This window comes from Eudoraea chungangensis, assembly GCF_029360665.1.
Taxonomy (GTDB): domain Bacteria; phylum Bacteroidota; class Bacteroidia; order Flavobacteriales; family Flavobacteriaceae; genus Eudoraea; species Eudoraea chungangensis.
In genome coordinates this window covers 568,564-592,194 of the sequence record NZ_JARDUB010000001.1, presented here as the reverse complement: position 1 = coordinate 592,194, position 23,631 = coordinate 568,564, and the positions used below count along the sequence as shown (strand labels likewise).

Sequence of the window (23,631 nt, the reverse complement as noted above, 5' to 3'; positions counted from 1 at the left end):
AGACCTTTACCCTTTAGAGTAAACAAAAAGAAATGAAGAGAAAACTTAAAGAGGAACTGGTAAAATTGTCTACAGACATTATTACTTCTCAAGGATTAGAAGACATTCCTCGCTTATATGAGACGGCTAAGAACCTTTATGAGAAATTAGCAGTATTAAAGTTTATTGAGGAAAAGTTAAATGATATCGAAATCGATGTATCTAAGAATATTCTGGCCGCTAAGTTCGAAAAAATGGCTAATGCTGTGATAAATGAAAATAAATTAGTTCCAGAGAACAACCCCCATGAGGAGGATATAATCACCCAGGGGATAGATACCATAAAAGGAATGGTTTCTGAAATGCCTAGTAATGAAGAAGTAGACAGGCTGTTTGCTGAGTTTGTAGCCAAAACAGAAACTTTAAAGAATGATAAACCTATTAACGAAATAGAAAAAGATCGGAAGATAGAGACCGTATCTGCTGCTAAGTCCTTAAATGACAGATTAGTAAAAAGAGAAATTGAAGTAGGTTTAAATGACAGACTTGCTTTTGTTAAACATCTTTTTAACGATAGTACAGAAGATTTTAATAGGGTTATTTCACAACTTAACACCATAGATTCCGAAGAACGGGCCAAGGCTTTTATAGATAATATGGTGAAACCGGATTATGATGGCTGGGCGGGTCAAGAAGAGTACGAGCTACGACTTATTAAACTCGTTGAGCGAAGATTTTCTTAGACTATCTAATTTTTAAAGTATATACAATTATACCTATTTGCCAGACTCTCGAGTTAAAAAACGTATTGAATTCTTACTATCTTCTGTTAAAATTAAATCAATTTAGATGAGTGGCAGACTATACTTGGTACCTACTCCTATTGGCAATTTGGAAGATATTACTTTACGTGCTCTTAAGGTTTTAAAGGAGGTAGATCTTATTCTTGCAGAGGATACACGAACAAGTAAAAAACTATTATCTCATTATAACATTGATACCCCCATGCAGAGTTATCATATGTTTAATGAACATAAAACCCTTGATGGAATTATACTTAAAATAAAAGCTGGAGCACAACTTGCCATAATTTCTGATGCCGGAACGCCTGCCATTTCCGACCCTGGATTTTTACTTACTAGAGCCTGTATTAAAGAGGGTTTCGAAGTGCAGTGCCTACCCGGTGCAACAGCCTTTGTTCCTGCTCTTGTAAATAGTGGTCTTCCTAGTGATCGCTTTGTCTTTGAAGGATTTTTACCACTTAAAAAAGGGAGGCAAACAAGATTAAAAGAGTTGGCGGTGGAACCGAGAACCGTTATTATTTACGAATCTCCACATAAGTTAGTTAAAACTCTTTTACAATTTCAGGAATACTTTGGAGAAGATAGATTAATATCTATATCAAGAGAGCTCAGCAAACTTTATGAAGAAACCATTAGGGGGAGTATTGCTGAGGTAATGGATCATTTTGCAAATATTCCACCCAAAGGCGAGTTTGTAATCATAGTAAGCGGCTATAAAGAAAAAAAGAAGTAATCAGACAAAGGTATTTGCCTCTGTAAAGATGCTCTTAATTCCCGTGTTTCCCCTTTACCCATCCATTTTTACTTAAATAGAGATTCCCGCTTTCTACAGCACCTTCTTCTATAGTAGTTCCCATAGAATCATTCCATCTGTTTAAGTATCCAAAAAGAGAAATTACCCCTAACATTTCTACAATTTCTCCTTCGTCCCAATATAAATATAATTGTTCCTTAATTTTTTCATCCACCGCATTTGGGATTTGCGATGCTGCGAGAGAGAAATCTAAAGCAGCCCTTTCCGCTTCTGAGAAGGCGGAATGCGTTTTGTATTCCCAAATATTATCTAACTGCTCTTGTTCTGCACCATAGCGTTCTGCAGCTCTAATAGCATGTGCCTGGCAGTATCTGCATCCGGTAGCGTTGCTGCTTACCCAGGCAATCATGCGTTTTAAAGCAGAAGTAACTCTTCCTTGATTGGCCATCACAGCCTTATTTAAATTAATAAAGGCTTTTGATATTTCAGGCCGGTGCTGCATCGTTAGTACTGAATTTGGGCAAAATCCCAGAGTTTCATTGAAGAAGTCCGCCAAAGCTTTAGTCTCAAGGTCGTGGTTTGCATCTAATGGTTGTACAAGTGGCATAGTGATTGTATTTTTATGCCACACAAGAAACAAAAAAATATGAGCACTACAAATGTAATTACCACTAAATGGTTGGGAAATATGGCTTTTGAAAGCGATAACCCTTCGGGAATAAATCTAAAGATTGATGCTGGTGGAGAAGACGGAGGAACAGGGAATGGACTTAGGCCCAAAGCCCTTATGCTTTCGGCCTTGGCAGGGTGCTCGGGACTTGATGTAGCCATGCTTATCAAAAAAATGAAATTAAATGTAGAAGCATTTTATATAGAAACAGCAGCAAATCTCACGGATGAACATCCTAAGTATTACGACAGTGTAGTGGTTACCTACGTTTTTAAAGGTTCGGCATTGGAAGAAAAAAAACTGCAAAGAGCGGTAGATTTATCTGTTGAAAAGTACTGTGGGGTTATGGAAATGTTTAGACGCTTTGCCACTTTAGAAATTAGAACAACTTTTGATCATAACAGTTAGTTACAATTAAAAGACTTTTTTAGGTGCACCCAATTTTCGTCAACTAGAATTATAATAAGTAAAATTTAAAAGCATGCGGTGGACTTTAAAACCAAAACCAGATGAGGAAACTGTAGCCAGAATAGAACAGGATCTCGGTGTTGACAAACTGGTTGCAAAGCTTTTGGTTCAAAGAGGAATCACTTCCTTTGAGGGAGCCAAAAGTTTTTTTCGACCGCAGTTATCTGATCTTCACGACCCTTTTTTAATGACCGATATGGGATTGGCCATTGAAAGAATCGAAAAGAGCATTGAAAGGGAAGAAAATATTCTCATATACGGGGATTATGATGTTGATGGAACCACAGCGGTGGCCTTAGTATCTTCTTACTTATTGCAGATTTATCCGAATGTAGCCACATATATTCCAGATCGTTACCTAGAAGGATACGGGGTTTCTAAGAAGGGAATAGACTATGCGGGAGACAATGACATTGCCCTTATAATTGCTTTGGACTGTGGAGTAAAGGCTATGGCTCAAGTGGCATATGCAAAAGAAAAAGGAATTGATTTTATCATATGTGACCATCATAGACCAGGAAAGGAATTACCCGATGCCATTGCAGTATTAGATCCGAAAAGGGAAGATTGCAACTACCCTTATGACGAATTGTGTGGGTGTGGTATTGGGTTTAAGTTAATTCAGGCCATTCAGCAAAAACAAGGTAGGGATTTTATGGAATTAGTTCCTTATTTAGACCTAGTTGCTACCGCCATAGGGGCCGATATTGTTCCTGTAACAGGCGAAAATAGGATTCTGGCGTTTTATGGTCTTCAAGTAATTAGGACTAATCCAAGAGTTGGCTTTAGGGCAATTATAATGGAAGCCAAAAAACCAGTCCTGACTATAACAGATGTTGTTTTTATAATTGCCCCTAGAATCAACGCTGCTGGTAGGATGAAACATGGAATTAACGCTGTAAATTTATTAATTGAGAAAGATGCGGGAACTGCAGAATTTATGGCTGCTGAAATAGAAGCCTTTAATGCAGAGCGCAGGGGCCTAGACCAACTTATTACCGATGAAGCCCTAATGATGATTGCGGATAATAAAGAAGAAGAGGGATTTACATCCGTGGTATACAAAGACTCATGGCATAAAGGAGTTATAGGAATAGTAGCATCAAGATTAACGGAAACATATTACAGACCTACCTTGGTTTTTACCAAGAGTGGCAATAAACTAGCGGCCTCTGCAAGGTCGGTCAAGGGGTTTGATGTTTATAACGCCTTGGAACACTGTGCAGAACATATTGAACAATTTGGGGGCCATAAATACGCGGCAGGACTCACCTTAAAAGAAGAGCAGTATGCAGGCTTTAAAACGCAATTTGAAAAAGTTGTTGCCAATTCGATTAATCCAGAACTTTTAGTGCCTGAGGTACAAGTAGATATAGAAATAAACCTACAGGAAGTAACTCCGAGATTGCTGCGAATCATAAAACAATTTGGCCCTTTTGGTCCAGGAAACATGAGGCCGATATTTCTGAGTGAGGACCTAAGTGATTCGGGCAGTGCAAGAACTGTTGGAAAAGACGGGAAACATCTAAAACTGGATGTTAAACAATTTGGCTCTAAAATTTTCCCGGCTATTGGTTTTAATTTAGGCAGTAAATTAACTATGGTTAAATCGAAAAAATACTTTAGCGCAGTATTTTCATTAGACGAAAATCAGTGGAATGGTAAATCGCAATTACAACTTAAACTGCGCGATATAAAATAGACTAGGAAGCCTCAAATTTTTTTAAGTCAAATTTCTTACCGTCAAAAACTCCATAGGTAAAGTAATTAATCCAGTCTCCCAGGTTTATATAGGTAGAGGTATGGCCTAAATCTATATCTAAGGGCAAATGTCTATGGCCAAAAATAAAATAATCTGTATGCTTGGTTTCTAATTTTCTTTTGGCGTATTGAACAAGCCATTCTTTGTCTTCTCCCAAGAAGCGGATATCTTCATCTCCCGATATAAGCTTGTTCTTTATTGAGAAATATTGCGCTATTCGGACACCTAAGTCGGGATGTAACCATCTAAAAAACCATTTCGCAACCGGATTTGTAAATAACTTCTTCATTCGCTTGTATCCCTTATCTCCTGGCCCTAAACCATCACCATGACCTATAAAAAAAGTACTTCCCCCTATTATAAATTCTTGAGGTTTGTGAAAAACAGGGATGTTTAGTTCATTTTCAAAATATCCGTTCATCCACAAATCATGGTTCCCAACAAAATAGAAAATGGGTATTCCGTTGTCCGTAATTTCGGCGAGTTTACCTAAAGTCCTCGTGAAGCCTTTTGGCACTACCGTTTTGTATTCAAACCAAAAATCAAATAAATCTCCCAATAAAAAAATGGCAGCAGCGTCGTCTTTTATTTCATCTAACCATTTAACAAATCTCTTTTCTCGTGACAGACTTTTAATGGAGTCGGGCGCGCCCAAGTGATTATCACTTGCAAAATATATTTTTTTCCCTTCAGGAAGGATAACACTTTTCATCAGTTTTAAAGTTAGAAAAAAAAACCTAGTTATCTTGGGAGTGCCACTCGGCAAAGGCAGTTTCAGTTTCCCTTAATTTTAAAGAATACAATTCTATATTTTTAGGGAGTCTGTTCTTTATCTTTTCGGCGAAATGAATTACCATATTTTCACTGGTTGGCTGATAATTAGCTAGTATAACTTTATGTCCTCTAATTTGCAATTCTTTTGCCAACTCCAGATGCGGGGTATTCCGATTAAATACCGTAGCATGGTCAAATGGCCCTACAATCTCTTCTTTGACAATTTTTTTTAGATCTCCAAAATCTATCACCATTCCTAACTTAACATTATCTGGTTCTGAAATAGGTTCTCCAATGACTGTAACGGCTAGTTTATAACTATGCCCATGAACATTTCTACATTTCCCATCATAGCCAAATAGAGCATGTCCGGTTTCAAAATTAAACTCTTTTGTAATTCTTATTTTACTCATAATTTCTTATTCCGAGGCAAAAATAGGCATTAGTTTTTAACTTCAAATACACCAAATTAAATCATCCAATTAGTATTATGGGAATACGAAAATCCCCTATTTAGCATTTTTTGGATGCCAAGTGAAATTATCGCTTAAAACGTTTCTTTGTCCTATAGCGTCTTATTAGATATACCCCAATTACAACAAGGGCCAGTAGCGGAAAAAATAGTTCTTTATTCATCCTGTTTTTTACTATACATTTAATCAATAATTACTTCTTAATCCTAGCGAGTGTTTGTTTAGTATGTTCACTCAGGGACAATGTTGCAGAAATTCTTGCTCTTTCAAAAAGTAGATTTTCCCAATCTTCGGTTTTTTCCCATAACATAGATTTTATATTACTCAAAGCCTTGGGATTGTAACTTGATAAGGCCTGAAGGTTTTGGTCTAGGGCTTTATCCATTTCTTTTATGCTGGAAAAGACCTTGGAGTACAATCCTTTTTCTTTTGCCCAATAAGCGTTCTTCCACTCTGTAGGGGCAAGAGTTAATTCAGATAATCCGGACTTTCCAATTTTACGCTCAACTGCAGGGGCAATAACAAACGGACCAATTCCAATGGCTAGCTCAGAAAGCTTTACAGAGGCATTTTCTGTGGCATAAACATAATCACAAGCCGCTATTATTCCCACGCCACCACCTACAGCTTTACCTTGTACTCTCCCTATTATAGGTTGCTTGCAATTGCGCATTGCGATGAGCAAGTGGGCAAAACCGCTAAAAAAATCAACCCCCTCATCTAAGGATGAAATTGACAGCAATTCATTAAAAGAAGCTCCTGCGCAAAATGCTTTATCACCTTCTGATTTTAATACAATTAGGGAAATGTCTTCATTTTCAGAAACTTTTTTTATTTCATCGGTAAGCCTTTCCAAAAGTTCTTTGACAAATGAATTACTTGCGGGGTGTCCAAATTCTATAAACGCAATGTTGTTGTCTAGTTTGGTATATAAACTTCCATTAACTCTATTAGTGGTCATCCTTATTTTTTTAATAAAATTAAACCTTTTGAATCTGAGGGCGAAATTTTCTATTAAACTTCCAGACTAAAGCAAGTGCTCTTATGAGCATCCATACCGAAAGGCCTATCCATATTCCTGTAAGGCCCATATTTACTTCTCTATTTATAAGCAGAACAGGAATAAAACCAAGAAAAGTTGCAATAATTAGAGTATTTCTCAGATACTTCATTTCTCCAAGTCCCTTAAACAATCCGTCAAAAACGAAAGCGACAGAGTTTATTGGTAGCCCTAATATTAAAATATAGAAAACTCCGTAAAAAGAATGGAGAACTGCCTGGTCGGATGAAAATATTCTCCCCAAAGGATGATAGAAAAGGAAGCCTATTGAAACTAGACAAAGGCTAATCAATACCCCATAGAGAACAATTTTTTTAGCCAGAAGCCAAAGGCCATCATAGTCCTTTGCACCCAGTAACTTGCCTCCCATAATATTACCGGCAGCGCCATATCCGTCAATAAAAAAAGCAGAAAAAAGCCATAGATTAATGGCTATAGTATGGCCCCCAACGGAACTATCTCCTAGCGATGCAGCTTCTCTTACGGCTAAGATTAAAGTGATATTTAATGCTAATGCCCTTACAAATAAATTAAAACTCATAAAAATGAGACGTTTCAATTCGGAATGAATAGGTAATTGGGGTAGAAGACTTACATCGGTCTTTTGTTTTAATAAGACGAAGGCCATTATTGCCATAACGGCTTGTGAAATTAGACTGGCCCAAGCAGCTCCTTCAATGTTCATAGGATCTAAAACATCAGAAATTCCATATACTAAAATAAAATCGAGTATAATATTCAAAACCGCTCCCGTTATTGCAATAAGCATTGGCCAATAGGTATTTTGGAGTCCTCTAAAGATGCCCATCACAGCAAATACAAATAAGGTTAAAGGGAAGCCCCAGACTCTTATAGAGTAATATTTTACCGAAAACACTAAAATTTTGCCGGAAGCGTTAAGCAGCACAAAGATTTCTTCGATTATAAATATTGTGGCTAGAAGTAAAATAATGCTCAGGATAAGATTAAAAAAAATTGCCTGTGCAGGAAGGCTTTTAATCTCCTCTATTTTACCGGCTCCCAGATATTGCGATATTATGGCTGAAATGGCACTTCTTGTCTGTCCTAGAATCCAAATAAGCATGGATAAAAAAGCACCAACAATACCAACTGCCGCTAATGATTCTAATCCATCAGTCTTAATATTTCCTACAATGGCGGTATCCGTGATAGACAGAATGGGTTCTGCAATTCCGGCTATTGTAGCTGGAATAGCCAGTTTATTAATGGTTTTAAAAGTAACTTTGGTTTTCAAATAAGAGAGTTATAATACCAGTTCATAACAGTAAAATGGAGATTCACTTTGCTTTGGAAAATATATGGATCCAAGTTTTTTATAACCTCTTGTTTCATAGAAGCGCTGATTTCTGATGTTTTCACTAAATGTATCTAGCCTTATCGATTTGTATCTATTTTTTCGTCCAAAATTTTCTGCATAATCCATTAATAATTGAGCCTTCCCTTTTCCTTGTAATTCCGGTAAAACAGCAAGTCTATGTATATAAAGGTTATCCTTATTTGGAGTTGTCCATATTATATCCCGATATTCTTTATCCATCAAAGGGGTTAAAACAATTATACCGCAAATATTTCTGTCCTCCTCCAAAACAAATAATTCATTTCTGGAAATATCAATTTTAAAAATTTCTTTTGAAGGATAATCTTCGTTCCATTGATATATGCCTCTATGAATCATATCTTTGGCACAGGCCTCTGTAAGTTTAAGAATGTCAGGTATTTCCAGTATCTTTGCATGTCTAATCATTTGAATATCTTTATTAAGCTTTTAATTATCTAAATAAACATTGTCCTTATGAAGAATATATTAGTGCCAATAGGAACCTCTCCAAATGCTCATGAAACACTTCAATATGCAGTAGATTTTGCTGCAGAATTTTCATCAAAGATATACGTTATGGAAGTTTTTTCAGCAAAAGTAGGGGCAGGGGATTTGACAAATGTTTCTAAAAAAGTGGAAGAGAGTAGTAAAAAAAGACTACAAGAGCTGATAGGAATGGTTGATTCCAAGAATATAGAGATGAAAATTACCACCTACAATGGGGATTTGATAGATGGACTTAAAGAATTGGATAAGAAATTAGGAATCGATTTAATAATAATAGCTTCTAGGTGTAATACCATCCAAGAGGAACTCTATTTGGGACCAACGTCTGGAAGAATTATTAAAAGGACAGATATTCCCACTTTGGTTGTTCCAAGGAGCACTAAGTTTACACCAATAAATGTTATCCTGACAGCTTTTAAATCGGGAATTCTAAAACAGCGACGAATTTTAGAGCCGTTAAATGAAATTAAGAAAAAGTTTAATTCGACCGTAAATTTACTGCTTGTAAAAACTCCAGGGTATTCAGATGAAGATTTAAAAATAAATACGGCTTTAATGAATATCTGTTCTCACCTTTCCGTTACGGAACATGCAACCACTTATTTGGGGGCTTTAGAGCAATTACAAACATCGAAACCTGATTTGCTTTGCGTATTTAGAAGAAAGAGAGGTTTTTTTAAGAAGTTATGGGAGAAAAACACCATTTTAAAGTCCGAGTTTTCAGCTAGAATTCCAGTTTTGGTTCTTAGCGTTAAGAAAGACTAATAAAGCTCAATTTTTCGAAGATAGTCCTTTGAATCTTTGTTAAAATGTATTTCCTTTGAACATCTTAATAATGGGGGATTAGCTCAGCTGGCTAGAGCGCTTGCATGGCATGCAAGAGGTCACCGGTTCGACTCCGGTATTCTCCACCAATAACCCTTCTTAATTATTTTGAAGGGTTTTTTTATAAAAAATAGTAAACATGCAGAATTTAAAAGACAAAGTGGCCTATATAACCGGGGGTTCCAAGGGAATAGGATTGGGAGTAGCCAAAAGCCTGCTCAAAACTGGTATGAAAGTTGCCATTAGTGGAAGGAACTGGGATAGTTTAGAAAGGGCAGAAACCGTACTTGACGCACCAAATAGGATCTTACTTATAAAAAGTGATGTGTCTAATCCAAAGGACGAACAAAAAGCAGTACATGAAGTATTAAATAAATGGGGTCAGGTAGACCTAGTGCTTGCCAACGCCGGGCTTGGTGTTTTTGCTCCTATTGACGAATTGTCTATAAAGGATTGGGATGCCATGATTAATACGAATTTAAGTGGTGCCTTTTATACGCTAAAAGCCTCTGTAGAAGCATTGAAAATTTCAAAAGGCTATTATATCACCTTGGCTAGTCTGGCAGGAACAAATTTTTTTGCTTCAGGGACAGGATATAATGCTTCTAAGTTTGGGCTAGTTGGGTTTACCCAGGCGGCAATGCTCGATTTAAGAAAGTACGACATTAAGGTTTCCACCATTATGCCTGGTTCTGTGGCTACACATTTTAATAATAATGAACCTTCGGAAAAGGATAATTGGAAAATTCAGCCAGAAGATATTGGAGATTTGGTAGTGGGCTTATTACAAATGAACCCTAGAACCTTACCAAGTAAAATTGAGGTAAGGCCTAGTAGACCGGATAAAAAATAGTACTAGTTTTCTAAGTTCACGAATGGGATACTTGGATCTGCTATTTCCTTTATAATTTCTTTCAATTGAATTTCAAAGTCACTCAAAGTAGTTTCGGTAACTGTATGGTTTTTATCCCTGCTTCTCGCCGAAGATTTTTGACAAAATAGAAAAGGTTGCAAAGCTTTTTGTTTAATGGGAATTATCCCAGTTTGAAGGCTTTTCGTTTTTGGATAGTTTCTCATATAAAGTAGGGAATAACACAATACTTGTAAAGCCTTTGCACGCTCTACTTTAGTCCTTAGATCTTCCCAGGAAGTAATTTCAACCTCTACAGGGCTTACTTTTCCAGTTTTATAGTCCAATATTCTTTTAATCCCATTTCGCTCATCTACCCTGTCAATTATCCCTTTTAGTTTTATTTCTTGTTGCTTACCATTTATTTTAAACGTATAAGACAACTCTTCTTCTAATGCAAGAATCTTTATAGTGTTATGCTTGAGGTCTGCTATTTCGGACCGTATAAAACGTTTTATATATTTTTCGATAATTCTGGATGCAATAAGATTTTTTCCACTTTTAATGGTGTCTTCTTTAAAAAATTTAAGCAATTCAATTTGTACTAGTCGTTTAACTTCTTTTAGCTGCAATAATAGAAGTTCTATTTCTATGTTTTTATCAATAAACGGTGCGTAAATTTTCTCGAGTACATTATGAATTACTGTGCCTAGGGTGTTAAAGGCAATTGTTTCTTCAATTTCTGTAGTTTCTTTAATACCAAGGATCTTTTCTTTATAAAATTGAATAGGATTTTTAATGTAGTTGCTTAAGGAAGAAGGTGACAATCCTTTTGCGAAGTACAAGCTAATTGCATCTATTACGTTCGCATCTTTTTCAATTTTAAGCTCTGGTTTTGTCGAAGTAATTATTTCTGGCATTCTTAACTCTTGGGACACATTATTGCCATGAAATTCATCCATAATTAATTGTGGAATAAATCTACTTTTCTCTCCTCCCTTTACAACGTCTGCCTCTGTATTGTATAGCAGATGTATATTTTTGGCCCGTTGTAAGAGCCGGTAGAAATGATAAGTATAAACGGCATCCTTTTCCTTATAAGTTGGAAGACCAAAACGACGTTTTAAATCAAAAGGAATAAATGACGTATTCGTTTTTCCTGAGGGGAGGAATCCTTCATTTACTGAGGTAATAACCACAGTTTCAAAGTCTAAATTTCTACTTTCAAGCATGCCCATTATTTGCAGGCCATCCAAGGGCTCTCCTAAAAAATCTACACTCTCAGAGCTTATAAGTTCTTTAAAAAGACTGTGTAAAGATTTTAGATCATTTATATAGGGATATTCAAAAAGTAGTACTTCCAATTCCTTAAATATCTCATTATATTTAAATAAGTATTCTAGTCCTAGGTCATTGTTACGTTGTTCGAAGCTTGCTTTTAAAATATTAATAAGGCCAAGCAGCATTCTTATAAAACCTTTCGGACTTCTATTAGCTCCTGAAAACACTAGTTTCACTATGGGAGATGCATCTGGCATTAATTTCACCAACCGTTGAGGATTTATATAGATGGCATTTTCTTTTTTAATGCTATTTATAACATCTGCGGAAGAATTGCCAGAATCTAATACCAATCCATCTTGTATTGCGGGATGTGAGAGAACACCGAGTAAATTTTTGTGATACCAGCCCTTAGGATCAAGAGATATGTAAAGTTCAAATAGAGAATGAAACAGCCCAGTTAGAGAGGTTTTATTTAAAGGATAACCCATGGTAATATTTACCTTTTCGGGAGTACTTGGCAGGGAATTAAGCAGGGGATTTAATAAGCTTTCATCACCTAAAACAATTGCCGTACTGTGGAGGCGATTAGGAAAAGAAGTCGATAATTCCTTAACAAGACTTCCAACAAGTTTGGCCTCAGCTACTTTCTTGGGGACTCCTATAATTTGAATATTTTTGGGAGTTCTAAAGTGATGGCTTATCCCCTTAGGAATGTTTTCTTGGTAAAATTTCCAATTTTCAAAATGATGTCGTATAAAATATCCTGCATCATGAATAGGATCTTCTAAGAAACTATTGTCTAAGTCCCAATAAATATCCGCATTGCCTGTTGCTAAAAAAGTATTAATTAGTTTTTCTTCTGCTTTATTTAAGGCATTAAAACCAACGAATATAAAGTTAGTGGTAGCATTTTGTTCAAGAAACCCGTCTAATTGGGCAATAGCCTCTCGATAGAGAAGACCTTGATGGCCTAAGCCTTTCCTTTTCAGATTGGCAGTAAAGACCTCGTATAGCTTAAAAAGTCCCTTCCAAAACTCTAAATAATCTTGTACTAGTTTGACGGAATTGGATTCTAGCGACCAAAGCTCAATTTCTTTTATAAAGCCTAAGGAGTCGAAGAGATCCTTGGCAGGAACTAAATAACGATCAATTTCATTAAAGTCCTGTAAAATACTTGTAGACCATCTTGAAAATGTAGCAAAAGATTCTGAAGAGTCTTTGCTTACAGAGAGATGTGCCTCATATAATTCAAATAGTAATATAGTCTGGGTACTTAGACTGAGATTAGCTATTAATTCAACAAAGGATTCGATACTATAAATCTCTGGAGCGAAGACCGTCTTCTTAGTTATATCAGGGATTCCATCCCTTATAAAGGTCCCTGCTCTTTTACTGGGAACAATCATAGTGACATTCTCGAAGGAACCATGTTTGTCCCATAAATCAGAAGTCACTTGATGTAAAAAACTACGCATGTATAAAAATAAAAAAAGCCTCGCATTTGCGAGGCTTTTTACTATTTATGTGAGTTATAATTATTCTTTTACTAAGTTAATTTCAACTCTACGGTTTGTTTTTCTTCCAGAACTAGTCTTATTGTCTGCAATTGGTCTAGATTCTCCATAACCAGCAGCCTTCAGTCTGTTAGAAGCAACTCCGTTTTCGATTAAGTAATTCATTACAGAGTAAGCTCTTTCTTCAGAAAGTTTTTGGTTTAAGCTTTCACTACCTACACTGTCTGTATGACCATCGATAGTAAACTTAGCCCAAGAGTACTCATTTAAGATACCTACAATGTTTTGTAGTACTTCAGCAGAACGCTCTTTGATAGAAGCTTTACCTGTATCGAATAAAATAGTCTTAGCGTAGTCATTTAATGTTTTTCTAACTGCCTCAGTAATTTCTGGACAACCTCTGTTAGCAACTACACCAGGAACATCAGGACATAAATCATCTTTGTCATATATTCCGTCACCGTCTTTATCTGGCCATGGGCATCCATTATTCTCAGCAGGACCTGCTTCGTTAGGACACTCATCATCTTTATCAGCAATACCATCTCCGTCTGCATCAGGGCATCCGTTTAATTCAGCTAAGCCAGCTTCATTTGGACAAGCATCATCAATATCTGGGATACCGTCTCCGTCAGAATCAGGACATCCGTTGAATTCTTTAGGACCTGCATCGTTAGGACATCTGTCCTTGCTATCTTCGATACCGTCTCCGTCAGAATCAGGACAACCGTTGAAAATCTCTAAACCAGGTACTTCAGGACAAGCATCATCTTTGTCGTAAATACCATCACCGTCAGTATCTGTACCACCAAATTTAATGGCAATACCTAACATGTGCTGGAAATGAGAATTTAAGTAATCTTCAAAAGAGTGCTTATAAGAAGATTGTAAAGTAAGACCAACTTGCTCGCTGAACCATACGTTCATACCAACACCTCCATTTACTGTACCAGCTCCTATATCGCTTACCCAAGTATAACCACCACCTATTTCAACAAATGGGTCTACTACAGAGAAGAAACCTTCCATGTCGTTAGGATTGATGAAGTTGTACTTGATAGTTCCGTCTAATCCATAATAAGACAAGTCAGGAACTTCAACGTCTCCAAATTTATCAATACGGTTTATAGAACCTCTAACGCCAACCGAGAGACCATCTCCTATGGATCGGCTAATACCAACATAAGAGAGAGAAGGCAAAATATTCCAGTGGTCGTTTACATTGAAATATTCATTACCCCAAGAGCTAAGATCACTCGTAGGATAAAAATCAACTGCATTGACTCCAAAACTAATCTGCCAAGGATTATCCTCGTCTTGCGCTTGTAAGCTGTTAAACCCCAATACAAGTAGGCCAACAACAAATAATCTGCTAAGCTGTTTCATGTTCAAAATTTTAAGTTTAAGTGTTTATTTAGCTGCAAATGTAAGTTGTTAAAAATTATTAACAAAATCAATTTCCTATTTTTTTATGCTCTTTTGTAAGGAAAATACGCTTCCTATATAATTTTTAACAATTGTCCTACTTCCGTAAAGGCCTTTAAGGCGAGGTCTAAATGAGCCTGTGTATGGGCCGCTGAAAGCTGCACTCTAATTCTTGCTTTTCCCTTTGGTACTACGGGAAAAAAGAAACCTACAACATATATACCTTTGTCTAACAGCAAGTTGGACATTTTCTGTGATAGCTTAGCATCGTATAACATTACTGGAACTATGGCCGAATCCCCGTCTATTATATCAAATCCGGCCTCTTTTAAACCGCTTTTGAAATAGTTAGTATTCCATTCTAACTGATCTCTGAGTGCCGTATCGTTTTGAAGCATTTCAAAAACTTTTATGGAGGCGCCCACAATGCTAGGCGCCAAGGAATTTGAAAACAAATAGGGCCTGGACCTTTGTCTAAGCATGGAAATAATTTCTTTTTTGGCAGTTGTATACCCACCCATTGCGCCTCCCAAAGCTTTACCGAGCGTGCCTGTAATAATGTCGATTCTATTCATCACACCCATTTTTTCCAGGGTTCCTTTCCCGGTGTCGCCTATAAAGCCAGTGGCATGACATTCGTCAATCATGACCAATGCATCATATTTATCTGCCAAATCACAAATTTTATCAAGGGGGGCCAATAATCCATCCATGGAAAAGACACCATCTGTAACAATAATCTTAAATCGAGAATTGTCCTGGTCTGCCTGCATTAATTGCGCTTCCAAAGCTTCCATGTCTCCATTGGCATATCTGTATCGCTTTGCTTTACAGAGCCTTACTCCATCAATTATAGAAGCGTGATTAAGAGAATCTGATATGATAGCATCTTCTGCACCTAAAAGTGGTTCAAAAATGCCTCCATTCGCATCAAAAGCAGCTGCATAAAGAATAGTATCTTCTGTTCCATAGAATTCTGCAATTTTATTTTCCAGTTCTTTGTGAATGTCCTGTGTACCACAAATAAATCTTACAGAAGACATGCCAAATCCATGACTTTCTAGGGTTTTTATAGCTGCTTTTATAACTTCCGGATGGGAAGAAAGTCCAAGATAGTTATTGGCGCAAAAGTTTAATACTTTTTTTCCGTCGGCCAAAGTTACTTCTGGGCCTTGGGGTGAAGTAATTATTCTCTCTTCTTTGAATAGACCTGCAGCTTCAATAGCGGCTAATTCTTTTTTTAAATGTTCTTCAATTTTACCGTACATGTTTTCGTTATAAGAATTCTGTAATTATTTTATCTCCAATATAGATTAGTATTCTATTTTCTACCTCGTAACCCATTTGCACTAAGGTATCTGCGTATTGATAGAGTTGCTCTTTATATTTCGTATATTTTTTGCCTGTTTTATAGTCTAAGACACTCACTTTATTATTTTGAATCACAATTCGATCTGGCCGCAAAATTAACCCATTTTCAGTTATTATTTCACTTTCGTTTTTAATGGTGACATTTGATGAAAAATAGGTTTTCAACAAGGGGTGTTCCACTATTTTATAGAGCGTTTCCCGTAAATCTGATATATCTTCCTTAAGCAGAGGTTTCTTTTTTACGAGATGATGGATGGCTGAATCAATATCCTTTTTTGTGTGGATTAGTCCTAAAGCATAATGAACCAAGTTCCCTCGTTCTATTGCATCATTTTGTATAGTATCCCATTCCGTAGCATTTTTCGTGATAATTTTAAAACGATTAGAATCCTTATTGGTCAGAGAGTATGGGACGAAGTTTTGGGACAGAAGTACTTTATTATTTGTTTTTGGGCCGTTAAAATTGCCAAATATATAGGTGTTTTGACTACTGTTCCAGAGCATTTTATTTTTAAGGAAGTTTATGAACAAATCTCCGTAATCTTTTAGTTCTCCTTCGGCTTGAACATTTTTTTTCTCTTCTGTTAGGATAACCAATTTGTCTATAGCTCTTGTTAGTGCAACATATAACAAGTCGTAGGCATCTAGTTGAAGTTTGCTCTTCTCAGAATTGTATAACAGAGAAGGATAGTCTCCATAATTTTCAACCTCCGCTTTATAAGATATAAGAAATTCTTTTTTGGGGTCAATTTCATCAATGGGCATCCACAGATAGCCTTCTTTAGAATCAAATATTTTTGAGCTGGCAAAAGGATAAATTACAACTGGAAATTCTAAACCTTTGGATTTGTGTATGGTCATTATCTGAACCGCATTAATACTTTCCGGAGCAACGATGCTTATTCTTTCCTTCACTTTTTCCCATTCCTTTAAAAAAGTAAAAATAGAAGGATCATCTTTCTGCTCCACTTCTAAAACTAGTTCCATGAAATAGTTTAAGTAAGCATCCGAACTATGTGCTAAGTTCATTTTTTTAATAACGATTTCAAGACTGTCAAAGAGTGTATTTTGTTTGAAAAGGAAAGAATTAAATCCATATTCCATTTTTAGAAAATGGTCTAGGTGGCGCAGGTATTGGCTAATAAATTTGTGTTTATGATGTTTCCGTTCGGACAGGAATTCTAATATTTCAAACGCTCTGGAGTAATCATTTGGAGATAAAACAAAGTTTATCAGATTTATTAGAAAGAGGATTTTTCGGTTGTTTTTAAGGAGCAAGGTTTCTGAAGAAATTATCGGAATATTGTTATCCACTAAATAATTGGCTATTTGCACACCTTGATTTTTAGTCCGCGTTAAGACACACATATCCGAATAGCTATAGGACTCTTTTACGGATTGCAAAATAGAATCTAAAACGGTAGCACAGAAAATAATATCCTTTTCTTCAGGAAGTTGTTCTAAAAAGCTGATCTGAACCAAGCCTCCTTCTTTCCCATAATTTAATTGCTTATTTCCGTCAAAATATAACTTTGCATATTCCTTATTCAATAGTGAAGTAGAGATGCATTGAAAAAAATCATTGTTAAAAGCTATAATGTTTTTTCTACTTCTATAGTTAGTATCTAATGAGCTAACCACGGGTGTCGCAACAAATGGATTTTCTTCATTATTTATAAGGTTAAGAAATTGTTCGGCCTCCCCTCCTCTCCATCTGTAGATGGCTTGTTTGAGATCCCCAACGAGTATAAGGGTACCCACTTTGCCGAGATGGTCTGCGCTTTGCATGGCATTTTCTATCAAAGGAATGAGATTAGACCATTGCATGGTAGAGGTATCTTGAAATTCGTCAATAAAATAGTGCCTGTATTTTTCCCCTAATCTTTCGTAAATATATGGGGCCGGCTGATTTTGTATTTCCTTCGAGATGATTTCATTAAAAAACCCAATGGAGATTTGATCTCTTTCTTGTTGTATTAAGTCTATTTCATGTTGAATTTCCTTTAGGAGAGTAAGGGGTACAATGTTCTGATAGGCATTTTTTAAGAATAGTCTTCGATAAAATATTTCCTTTATACGGAGATATTTATTATAAAGCAACATTTCCGTATTAGGGTCCGGGAATTGGAAGGCTTTCTTTAATAGTCTTCCTTCTTGGAAGTATTGGAGTAAGCTATTACCATACAGCTTTTTTACTCCGTATTCTTTTTGAACTATGTATCTAAAGTGTTTTGGAAGTGTTCCACGGTTAAAGGCCTCCAATGGCACTCCACAAAAATTTATAAGTTCAAGGGATTGTTGAGCCTCAAAGGTCATGTCATTTTCGAGTTGGCCGATAGATTTGTTAAAGACTTCTATATAAGTCTGAAAGTCCTTAATTGTTGTATTCTTAATCCTATTTAAGTGGGCCAGCTGTTTTTCGTCAAAAAGTAGCTTCCCAACGAGGTTAAGGTCGTAAGAAATATCCCAGCTTTTATCATTGTCAATTTTTTCGGCAGCAAAATTTACGAGAAATGCAGTCAGGGTTTTATCACTCCCTGCCTTGTTTATTAACCTTTCCACGGCCTCTGTAAGAAGAAGTTCCTGGTCAAGGACCACCTCAAAATTTGGCGGAAGCTTAAGGTCTTTAGCAAATGTTTGCAAAAGACGAAAGTTAAACTTGTCTATAGTAGAAATATCAAAGAAAGCATAATTATGGAGAATAAGTTTAAGCGTTTTTTTTGCTCTTTTGTGCAGCACAATTGGTTCTAATTCAAGCGCCTCAGAAAGCGTTTTAAAAAGTTCATTTGAATTGTCAAGAATTTCTGATGAACTAAATTCAAACAAGCGCTCTAGAATTCTAGATTTCATTTCATTGGCTGCCTTATTGGTAAAAGTGATAGCCAAAATTTGATCAAAATTAAAGGAATTGTTTGAAGAGAGTATTATATATAGATATTCAGAGACAAGTTGGTAGGTCTTTCCGGAGCCAGCCGAGGCATTATATATTCTAAAAGGATTAGAAGACACTTATTTTTATTTGCAAATTACGGAATCTTAAAGAGTTCTTAACATATTATTAGGTTCATATATATGTTAAATAGAGTAAATTTACCGGAGATTAATAATTAATTAAAGAAACTAAATATGGCATTTGAATTACCTAAATTACCTTACGCCTATGACGCGTTAGAACCTTATATTGATGCTAGAACGATGGAAATACACCATACAAAGCATCACAATGGCTATACTTCTAAGTTAAATGCAGCTATTGCAAATACTACATTAGAAAACTCTTCAATTTTAGATATACTTGCCAATTTGGATATGGACAATGGGGCAGTACGAAACAATGGAGGAGGTTTTTATAATCATTCCTTATTTTGGGAAATAATGTCACCTAACGGAGGAGGAAGTCCAGAAGGACAACTGGCAGAGGCAATTGATGAAGCATATGGATCATTTGAAGAGTTTAAAAAGACCTTCAGTGCAGCCGCTGGAACTAGATTTGGCTCAGGTTGGGCTTGGCTTTGTGTGCACCCTGGAGGGAAGGTAGAGGTATGCTCTACTCCAAATCAGGACAACCCATTAATGCCTGGTGTTTCGTGTGGTGGTACACCTATACTTGGTTTGGATGTTTGGGAACACGCTTATTATTTGAATTACCAGAATAGAAGACCAGACTATGTTGAGGCATTTTTTAATCTTATTAATTGGTCTAAAGTTTCGGAATTGTACGCTGCAAATAAATAAAAAGCGAAGCTATACCGCACATTAAAAAAAAATCATCCAATTTAAATTGGATGATTTTTTTTTTAATAGAAAAGGGCGGAGAAGTCTCCACCCTTTTCGTCCCAAATCTTACCATAAACTTAACCTACTTATGCTATGGCATTACTAAATTACTGGTATTGTGAGAAATAACAAAGAAAATTTGTGAATTTTTAGACTTTTGAACCCTTTATTCCGCTCCTTTTGTCCCTATAATAAAGACTATAATGGGCATAAATTCTTGATAATCAGAAATAAAAAAGGCAGGCTACTGCCTACCTTTTTCCCCAAATCTTACCATGAACTTAACCTACTTATGCTATGGTTCTTCGAAAGTAAGCTAAGGGATGGGATCATAAAAATGTATTGGATAAACGCCTATTAAATGGGTTAAAGAACTTGGGAGGGAGAAATGGGATATATTTTTTGTGGAGTAAGAAAAATGGATAGTACAGACTATTGAAAACCTTTTTTTTCGGAAATAAAAAAGGCAGGCTACTGCCTACCTTTTTCCCCAAATCTTACCATGAACTTAACCTACTTATGCTATGGTTCTTCGAAAGTAAGCTAAGGGATAGTATCATAAAAATGTATTGGATAAACGCCTATTAAATGGGTTAAATGGCTTGGGAGAGAAAAGCAGAACAATTTTGTATGATATAAGTGTAATGGATATTTGGAACTATTGAAGACCGGCTATAACCGAAATAAAAAAGGCAGGCTTTCGCCTACCTTTTTCCCCAAATCTTACCATGAACTTAACCTACTTATGCTATGGTTCTTCAAATATATATGGAAGTGTCAGCCTCAGGAAAGAATTTAGATAAACGCCTTGTTTATAAGTTTAAAAGTGAAAAGGGCTTAATAGTACTATTTTTATTAAAGAATACTCCTACAGCTAGAATTGGGAGTTGTAGTAAATAAAAAAGGTGGAGAAGTCTCCACCTTTTTTGCCCCAAATCTTACCATGAACTTAACCTACTTATGCTATGGCGAAACTAAAGTAAACTCCAAGGGGGCTATAGGACTATAAAGCCGTTAAACAACACATATTATCGATGAAATGCACGATTTTATGCATTTCATCGATAAAACTTAGTATGCGCGTTCGTTTTTACCTTCGTAAAAATTAATAAAGGCTTTGTTAACAACTCTATTGCCACCAGGGGTGGGATAGTTGCCGGTAAAGTACCAATCCCCAAGATTTTTTGGACATGCTTGGTGTAAAGATTCTATGGTTTGAAAAATTATTTGTACTTCTGCTTTCATTTCAGGATGACTTAACAATTGGCCAATTTTCTCGGAGATTTGTTCTGCAGAAAATGGTTTGTAAAAATCCTTGACATAGTTAATCACATCTTTATCTGCTGTATTTAATTGACTTTTACATTTAGTATAAATCTCATCCACAAGATGCATGGTGTTTTTTTCTTTATGCAGTGCCAAAGCGGCCTTGAATGCAATAAAGTCTTCCAATTTTGCCATATCTATTCCATAACAGTCCGGATACCTGATCTGTGGAGCAGAGGATACTACTATTATCTTTTTTGGAGATAGTCTATCAAGAATTTTTAAAATACTTTTCTTGAGGGTGGTGCCTCGTACAATACTATCATCTATAATCACGAGATTGTCGTCTTCCTTAACAGAGCCATAAGAAACATCATAAACATGCGCCACTAAATCGTCTCGACTGCTGTCTTGGGTAATGAATGTTCTTAGCTTGGCGTCTTTAATAGCTACTTTCTCGATCCGAGGTCTTATCTCCAGTATATTATGGAGTTCTTCTCTGCTAATTGTTCTACCTAGAGTTAATATTTGCTCTTCTTTCTTTTTGTTTAAATAATTCTGGGCTTCTTTTACCATCCCGAGGAAAGAAGTTTCCGCAGTATTTGGAATATAGGAGAAGACCGTATTTTTGATATCCTCGTCTATCGCCTTAAGAATCTGAGGAAAAATTAATTTTCCTAGGTTCTTTCTTTCTTGGTATATTTCTTTATCACTTCCTCTGGAAAAGTATATTCTTTCAAAAGAGCATGCTTTTCGTTCTGTTGGCTCAAGTATTTGAGTCTCCTTTACGATACCATTTTTTTTGATAATAAGAGCATTTCCCGGATTAATTTCTTGTATTTCATCGTAGTCGACATTAAATACGGTTTGTATTGCCGGTCTTTCTGAAGCAACTACAACAATTTCGTCGTTTTTAAAATAATAAGCTGGTCTAATACCCGCCGGATCTCTTAAGACAAAGGCATCTCCATGCCCAAACAAGCCTGCCATGGTATAGCCTCCATCCCAGTTTTTTGCTGCTTTTTTTAATATTTTACCAACCTTAAGTCTATCTGCAATCAAAGGCGAGGCCTCCATTTTAGTAAATCCTTCTTTCTTTATTTGCCTGTAAAGCTTGGCTACTGCATCATCTAGGAAATGCCCTATTTTTTCCATTACGGTTATGGTATCTGCCATTTCCTTAGGATGTTGCCCCAACTGAACTAAATTGTCAAATAGCTCATCTACATTAGTCATGTTGAAATTCCCAGCGACAATTAAATTTCTATGCATCCAATTATTCTGCCTTAGGAAAGGATGAACACTTTCTATGCTGTTTTTTCCAAATGTGCCATAGCGAACGTGTCCGAGTAATACTTCGCCGATATAGGGAATGTGTTTTTTTTGAAGTTCTGTGTTTCCTATATATTCCGGGTGTTCTTCAAGGGCGGTATTAATTCTATTATTGATTTGATCAAATATATCCTGTATTGGTTGGGAAGCGATAGACCTTACACGACTCATATACCTTTCCCCTGGTAACATATCTAATTTAATACTTGCAAAACCAGCTCCATCCTGACCACGATTGTGCTGCTTTTCCATCATCAGATACATCTTATTTACACCAAAGAAGTCAGAGCCGTATTTATCCCTGTAATAATCTAATGGTTTTAGCAATCGGATTAGTGAAACACCACATTCGTGTTTAATAGCATCACTCATAGTTTGTATAAATTAAAAAAGCCCCGAAAAACGAGGCGTATTTATTATTGTAATTCAATATCAAATTGTGTCAATTCCTTAAATTGTCGTAGTCTGCTTTTAACTTCCGACTTTTCTAGATCCTTCATTCGCTCTGTGCCAAATTTTTCTACAGAAAAAGATGCCAAGTTTGAACCGTGTATTACAGCATTCTTTAAATTATTAAAGGAAATATTTTTAGATTCTGCCAGATATCCAACAAAACCTCCCGCAAATGTATCTCCAGCACCTGTTGGATCAAAAACTTCTTTTAGGGGTAATGCCGGTGCAAAGAAAATATTGTCTTTATGAAAAAGCAGGGCTCCATTTTCACCTTTTTTAATTACTACAAATTTCGGCCCCATAGTTTGGATAATACTAGCGGCTTTGACTAGAGAATGTTCATTTGTTAACTGTCTGGCCTCTTCATCATTGATGGTTATAATATCTACTTTCTTAATTACCTCCTTAAGTTCCTCCAAAGTATTATCCATCCAATAATTCATGGTATCCAAAACAATCAATTTGGGCTTTTTTTCCATCTGGCTTATTACACTTAACTGAATAGATGGGTGCAAGTTACCTAGCATTACTACGTCTGAATCTCGATAATTTTTAGGGACTACCGGATCAAAATCTGCCAAAACGTTTAACTCGGTAACAAGTGTTTCTCGCGTATTAAGGTCGTTGTAGTATTTACCACTCCAAAAGAAAGTTTTCCCCCCTTTAATTACTTCAATTCCAGATAAATCAATATTTTTTGCTGCAAGAATACCGAGGTATTCTTCGGGTAAATCATCCCCTACAATGGAGATTATAGCCATATCAATATCAAATTGGGAGGCTGCGAGGCCAATAAAAGTCGCTGCACCACCTAAAATTTTATCAGTCTTCCCAAAGGGAGTTTCGATAGCGTCAAAGGCGACAGTTCCAACGATTAATAATTTACCCATATAGAGGTTTTGATTTATCCGGCAAAGATACACTTTTGCTTGGCTAAAAAAGAAG

Annotated in this window: 19 protein-coding genes and 1 tRNA gene; 8 read left to right on the top strand and 12 right to left on the bottom strand. The window is 36.2% G+C overall.

Going from position 1 to position 23,631, the window contains the following annotated elements; genetic code table 11:
* The first annotated feature begins 32 nt into the window (after positions 1-32).
* Both PXG98_RS02630 and rsmI read left to right on the top strand, forming a co-directional pair.
* Positions 33-722, top strand: a complete 690-nt coding sequence (locus PXG98_RS02630) for a hypothetical protein (RefSeq protein WP_276388848.1) — start codon at positions 33-35, stop codon at positions 720-722.
* A gap of 106 nt (positions 723-828) precedes the next feature.
* Positions 829-1,515 carry a 16S rRNA (cytidine(1402)-2'-O)-methyltransferase gene (gene rsmI / locus PXG98_RS02625; RefSeq protein ID WP_276388847.1) on the top strand — a complete coding sequence of 229 codons (687 nt, stop codon included), beginning with the start codon at positions 829-831 and terminating at the stop codon, positions 1,513-1,515.
* 34 nt (positions 1,516-1,549) lie between these two features.
* On the opposite strand, the gene PXG98_RS02620 is transcribed toward rsmI, so the two are convergent.
* The gene (locus tag PXG98_RS02620; RefSeq protein ID WP_276388846.1) at positions 1,550-2,143 is read right to left on the bottom strand and encodes a carboxymuconolactone decarboxylase family protein; all 594 of its coding nucleotides are present in this window, start codon (positions 2,141-2,143) and stop codon (positions 1,550-1,552) included.
* Positions 2,144-2,182: 39 nt separating this feature from the next.
* On the opposite strand from PXG98_RS02620, the gene PXG98_RS02615 reads away from it, so the two are divergent.
* Positions 2,183-2,614, top strand: coding sequence for an OsmC family protein (locus PXG98_RS02615; RefSeq protein ID WP_276388845.1), 432 nt, complete (start codon positions 2,183-2,185; stop codon positions 2,612-2,614).
* A 73-nt stretch (positions 2,615-2,687) separates the two neighbouring features.
* On the top strand, positions 2,688-4,376 hold the full coding sequence (gene recJ, locus PXG98_RS02610) for a single-stranded-DNA-specific exonuclease RecJ (RefSeq protein WP_276388844.1): 1,689 nt from the start codon (positions 2,688-2,690) through the stop codon (positions 4,374-4,376).
* Between the two features lies 1 nt (position 4,377).
* Here recJ and PXG98_RS02605 read toward each other — a convergent pair whose 3' ends face one another.
* The 5 genes from PXG98_RS02605 to PXG98_RS02585 form a co-directional block, all read right to left on the bottom strand.
* Complete coding sequence (locus tag PXG98_RS02605) at positions 4,378-5,148, bottom strand: UDP-2,3-diacylglucosamine diphosphatase (RefSeq protein WP_276388843.1); 771 nt, start codon at positions 5,146-5,148, stop codon at positions 4,378-4,380.
* A 25-nt stretch (positions 5,149-5,173) separates the two neighbouring features.
* Entirely contained in the window at positions 5,174-5,623 is a 450-nt protein-coding gene (locus PXG98_RS02600) for a 6-pyruvoyl trahydropterin synthase family protein (RefSeq protein ID WP_276388842.1), read from the bottom strand.
* A 253-nt stretch (positions 5,624-5,876) separates the two neighbouring features.
* Positions 5,877-6,644: an enoyl-CoA hydratase/isomerase family protein gene (locus tag PXG98_RS02595; RefSeq protein ID WP_276388841.1), complete on the bottom strand. Its 768-nt coding sequence runs from the start codon at positions 6,642-6,644 to the stop codon at positions 5,877-5,879.
* Between the two features lie 19 nt (positions 6,645-6,663).
* Entirely contained in the window at positions 6,664-7,998 is a 1,335-nt protein-coding gene (locus PXG98_RS02590; RefSeq protein WP_276388840.1) for an MATE family efflux transporter, read from the bottom strand.
* Positions 7,999-8,007: 9 nt separating this feature from the next.
* Positions 8,008-8,508, bottom strand: a complete 501-nt coding sequence (locus tag PXG98_RS02585; protein WP_276388839.1) for a GNAT family N-acetyltransferase — start codon at positions 8,506-8,508, stop codon at positions 8,008-8,010.
* 48 nt (positions 8,509-8,556) lie between these two features.
* On the opposite strand from PXG98_RS02585, the gene PXG98_RS02580 reads away from it, so the two are divergent.
* The 3 genes from PXG98_RS02580 to PXG98_RS02570 all read left to right on the top strand — a co-directional run bounded on the left by PXG98_RS02580 (position 8,557) and on the right by PXG98_RS02570 (position 10,267).
* Positions 8,557-9,354: a universal stress protein gene (locus tag PXG98_RS02580; RefSeq protein ID WP_276388838.1), complete on the top strand. Its 798-nt coding sequence runs from the start codon at positions 8,557-8,559 to the stop codon at positions 9,352-9,354.
* Between the two features lie 72 nt (positions 9,355-9,426).
* A tRNA-Ala gene (locus tag PXG98_RS02575) sits at positions 9,427-9,503 on the top strand.
* Between the two features lie 50 nt (positions 9,504-9,553).
* On the top strand, positions 9,554-10,267 hold the full coding sequence (locus PXG98_RS02570; RefSeq protein WP_276388837.1) for an SDR family oxidoreductase: 714 nt from the start codon (positions 9,554-9,556) through the stop codon (positions 10,265-10,267).
* A gap of 2 nt (positions 10,268-10,269) precedes the next feature.
* Here PXG98_RS02570 and PXG98_RS02565 read toward each other — a convergent pair whose 3' ends face one another.
* From PXG98_RS02565 to PXG98_RS02550, 4 genes are all read right to left on the bottom strand, one after another.
* Positions 10,270-13,023: a PD-(D/E)XK nuclease family protein gene (locus tag PXG98_RS02565; RefSeq protein WP_276388836.1), complete on the bottom strand. Its 2,754-nt coding sequence runs from the start codon at positions 13,021-13,023 to the stop codon at positions 10,270-10,272.
* Positions 13,024-13,083: 60 nt separating this feature from the next.
* Positions 13,084-14,448, bottom strand: a complete 1,365-nt coding sequence (locus tag PXG98_RS02560; protein WP_276388835.1) for an OmpA family protein — start codon at positions 14,446-14,448, stop codon at positions 13,084-13,086.
* A gap of 113 nt (positions 14,449-14,561) precedes the next feature.
* Positions 14,562-15,755 (bottom strand): glycine C-acetyltransferase, encoded by a 1,194-nt coding sequence (kbl, locus tag PXG98_RS02555; protein ID WP_276388834.1) that lies wholly within the window; start codon positions 15,753-15,755, stop codon positions 14,562-14,564.
* Positions 15,756-15,762: 7 nt separating this feature from the next.
* Positions 15,763-18,867 carry a UvrD-helicase domain-containing protein gene (locus PXG98_RS02550; RefSeq protein ID WP_276388833.1) on the bottom strand — a complete coding sequence of 1,035 codons (3,105 nt, stop codon included), beginning with the start codon at positions 18,865-18,867 and terminating at the stop codon, positions 15,763-15,765.
* 117 nt (positions 18,868-18,984) lie between these two features.
* Here PXG98_RS02550 and PXG98_RS02545 point away from each other — a divergent pair, with 117 nt between their 5' ends.
* Complete coding sequence (locus tag PXG98_RS02545; protein WP_276388832.1) at positions 18,985-19,593, top strand: superoxide dismutase; 609 nt, start codon at positions 18,985-18,987, stop codon at positions 19,591-19,593.
* 1,113 nt (positions 19,594-20,706) lie between these two features.
* On the opposite strand, the gene PXG98_RS02540 is transcribed toward PXG98_RS02545, so the two are convergent.
* Together PXG98_RS02540 and PXG98_RS02535 are read right to left on the bottom strand one after the other, a co-directional pair.
* Entirely contained in the window at positions 20,707-22,605 is a 1,899-nt protein-coding gene (locus PXG98_RS02540) for an amidophosphoribosyltransferase (RefSeq protein WP_276388831.1), read from the bottom strand.
* Positions 22,606-22,649: 44 nt separating this feature from the next.
* Positions 22,650-23,576, bottom strand: coding sequence for a PfkB family carbohydrate kinase (locus PXG98_RS02535; RefSeq protein ID WP_276388830.1), 927 nt, complete (start codon positions 23,574-23,576; stop codon positions 22,650-22,652).
* Between the last annotated feature and the right edge of the window lie 55 nt (positions 23,577-23,631).

What these genes read in the sequence shown, in the direction of transcription:
- PXG98_RS02565 (WP_276388836.1), bottom strand. Translation starts at nt 13,023, where the DNA reads ATGCGTAGTTTTTTACATCAAGTGACTTCTGATTTATGGGACAAACAT.
- recJ (WP_276388844.1), top strand. Translation starts at nt 2,688, where the DNA reads ATGCGGTGGACTTTAAAACCAAAACCAGATGAGGAAACTGTAGCCAGA.
- PXG98_RS02560 (WP_276388835.1), bottom strand. Translation starts at nt 14,448, where the DNA reads ATGAAACAGCTTAGCAGATTATTTGTTGTTGGCCTACTTGTATTGGGG.
- PXG98_RS02595 (WP_276388841.1), bottom strand. Translation starts at nt 6,644, where the DNA reads ATGACCACTAATAGAGTTAATGGAAGTTTATATACCAAACTAGACAAC.
- PXG98_RS02615 (WP_276388845.1), top strand. Translation starts at nt 2,183, where the DNA reads ATGAGCACTACAAATGTAATTACCACTAAATGGTTGGGAAATATGGCT.
- PXG98_RS02535 (WP_276388830.1), bottom strand. Translation starts at nt 23,576, where the DNA reads ATGGGTAAATTATTAATCGTTGGAACTGTCGCCTTTGACGCTATCGAA.
- PXG98_RS02545 (WP_276388832.1), top strand. Translation starts at nt 18,985, where the DNA reads ATGGCATTTGAATTACCTAAATTACCTTACGCCTATGACGCGTTAGAA.
- PXG98_RS02605 (WP_276388843.1), bottom strand. Translation starts at nt 5,148, where the DNA reads ATGAAAAGTGTTATCCTTCCTGAAGGGAAAAAAATATATTTTGCAAGT.
- PXG98_RS02585 (WP_276388839.1), bottom strand. Translation starts at nt 8,508, where the DNA reads ATGATTAGACATGCAAAGATACTGGAAATACCTGACATTCTTAAACTT.
- PXG98_RS02600 (WP_276388842.1), bottom strand. Translation starts at nt 5,623, where the DNA reads ATGAGTAAAATAAGAATTACAAAAGAGTTTAATTTTGAAACCGGACAT.
- kbl (WP_276388834.1), bottom strand. Translation starts at nt 15,755, where the DNA reads ATGTACGGTAAAATTGAAGAACATTTAAAAAAAGAATTAGCCGCTATT.
- PXG98_RS02580 (WP_276388838.1), top strand. Translation starts at nt 8,557, where the DNA reads ATGAAGAATATATTAGTGCCAATAGGAACCTCTCCAAATGCTCATGAA.
- rsmI (WP_276388847.1), top strand. Translation starts at nt 829, where the DNA reads ATGAGTGGCAGACTATACTTGGTACCTACTCCTATTGGCAATTTGGAA.
- PXG98_RS02570 (WP_276388837.1), top strand. Translation starts at nt 9,554, where the DNA reads ATGCAGAATTTAAAAGACAAAGTGGCCTATATAACCGGGGGTTCCAAG.
- PXG98_RS02540 (WP_276388831.1), bottom strand. Translation starts at nt 22,605, where the DNA reads ATGAGTGATGCTATTAAACACGAATGTGGTGTTTCACTAATCCGATTG.
- PXG98_RS02620 (WP_276388846.1), bottom strand. Translation starts at nt 2,143, where the DNA reads ATGCCACTTGTACAACCATTAGATGCAAACCACGACCTTGAGACTAAA.
- PXG98_RS02630 (WP_276388848.1), top strand. Translation starts at nt 33, where the DNA reads ATGAAGAGAAAACTTAAAGAGGAACTGGTAAAATTGTCTACAGACATT.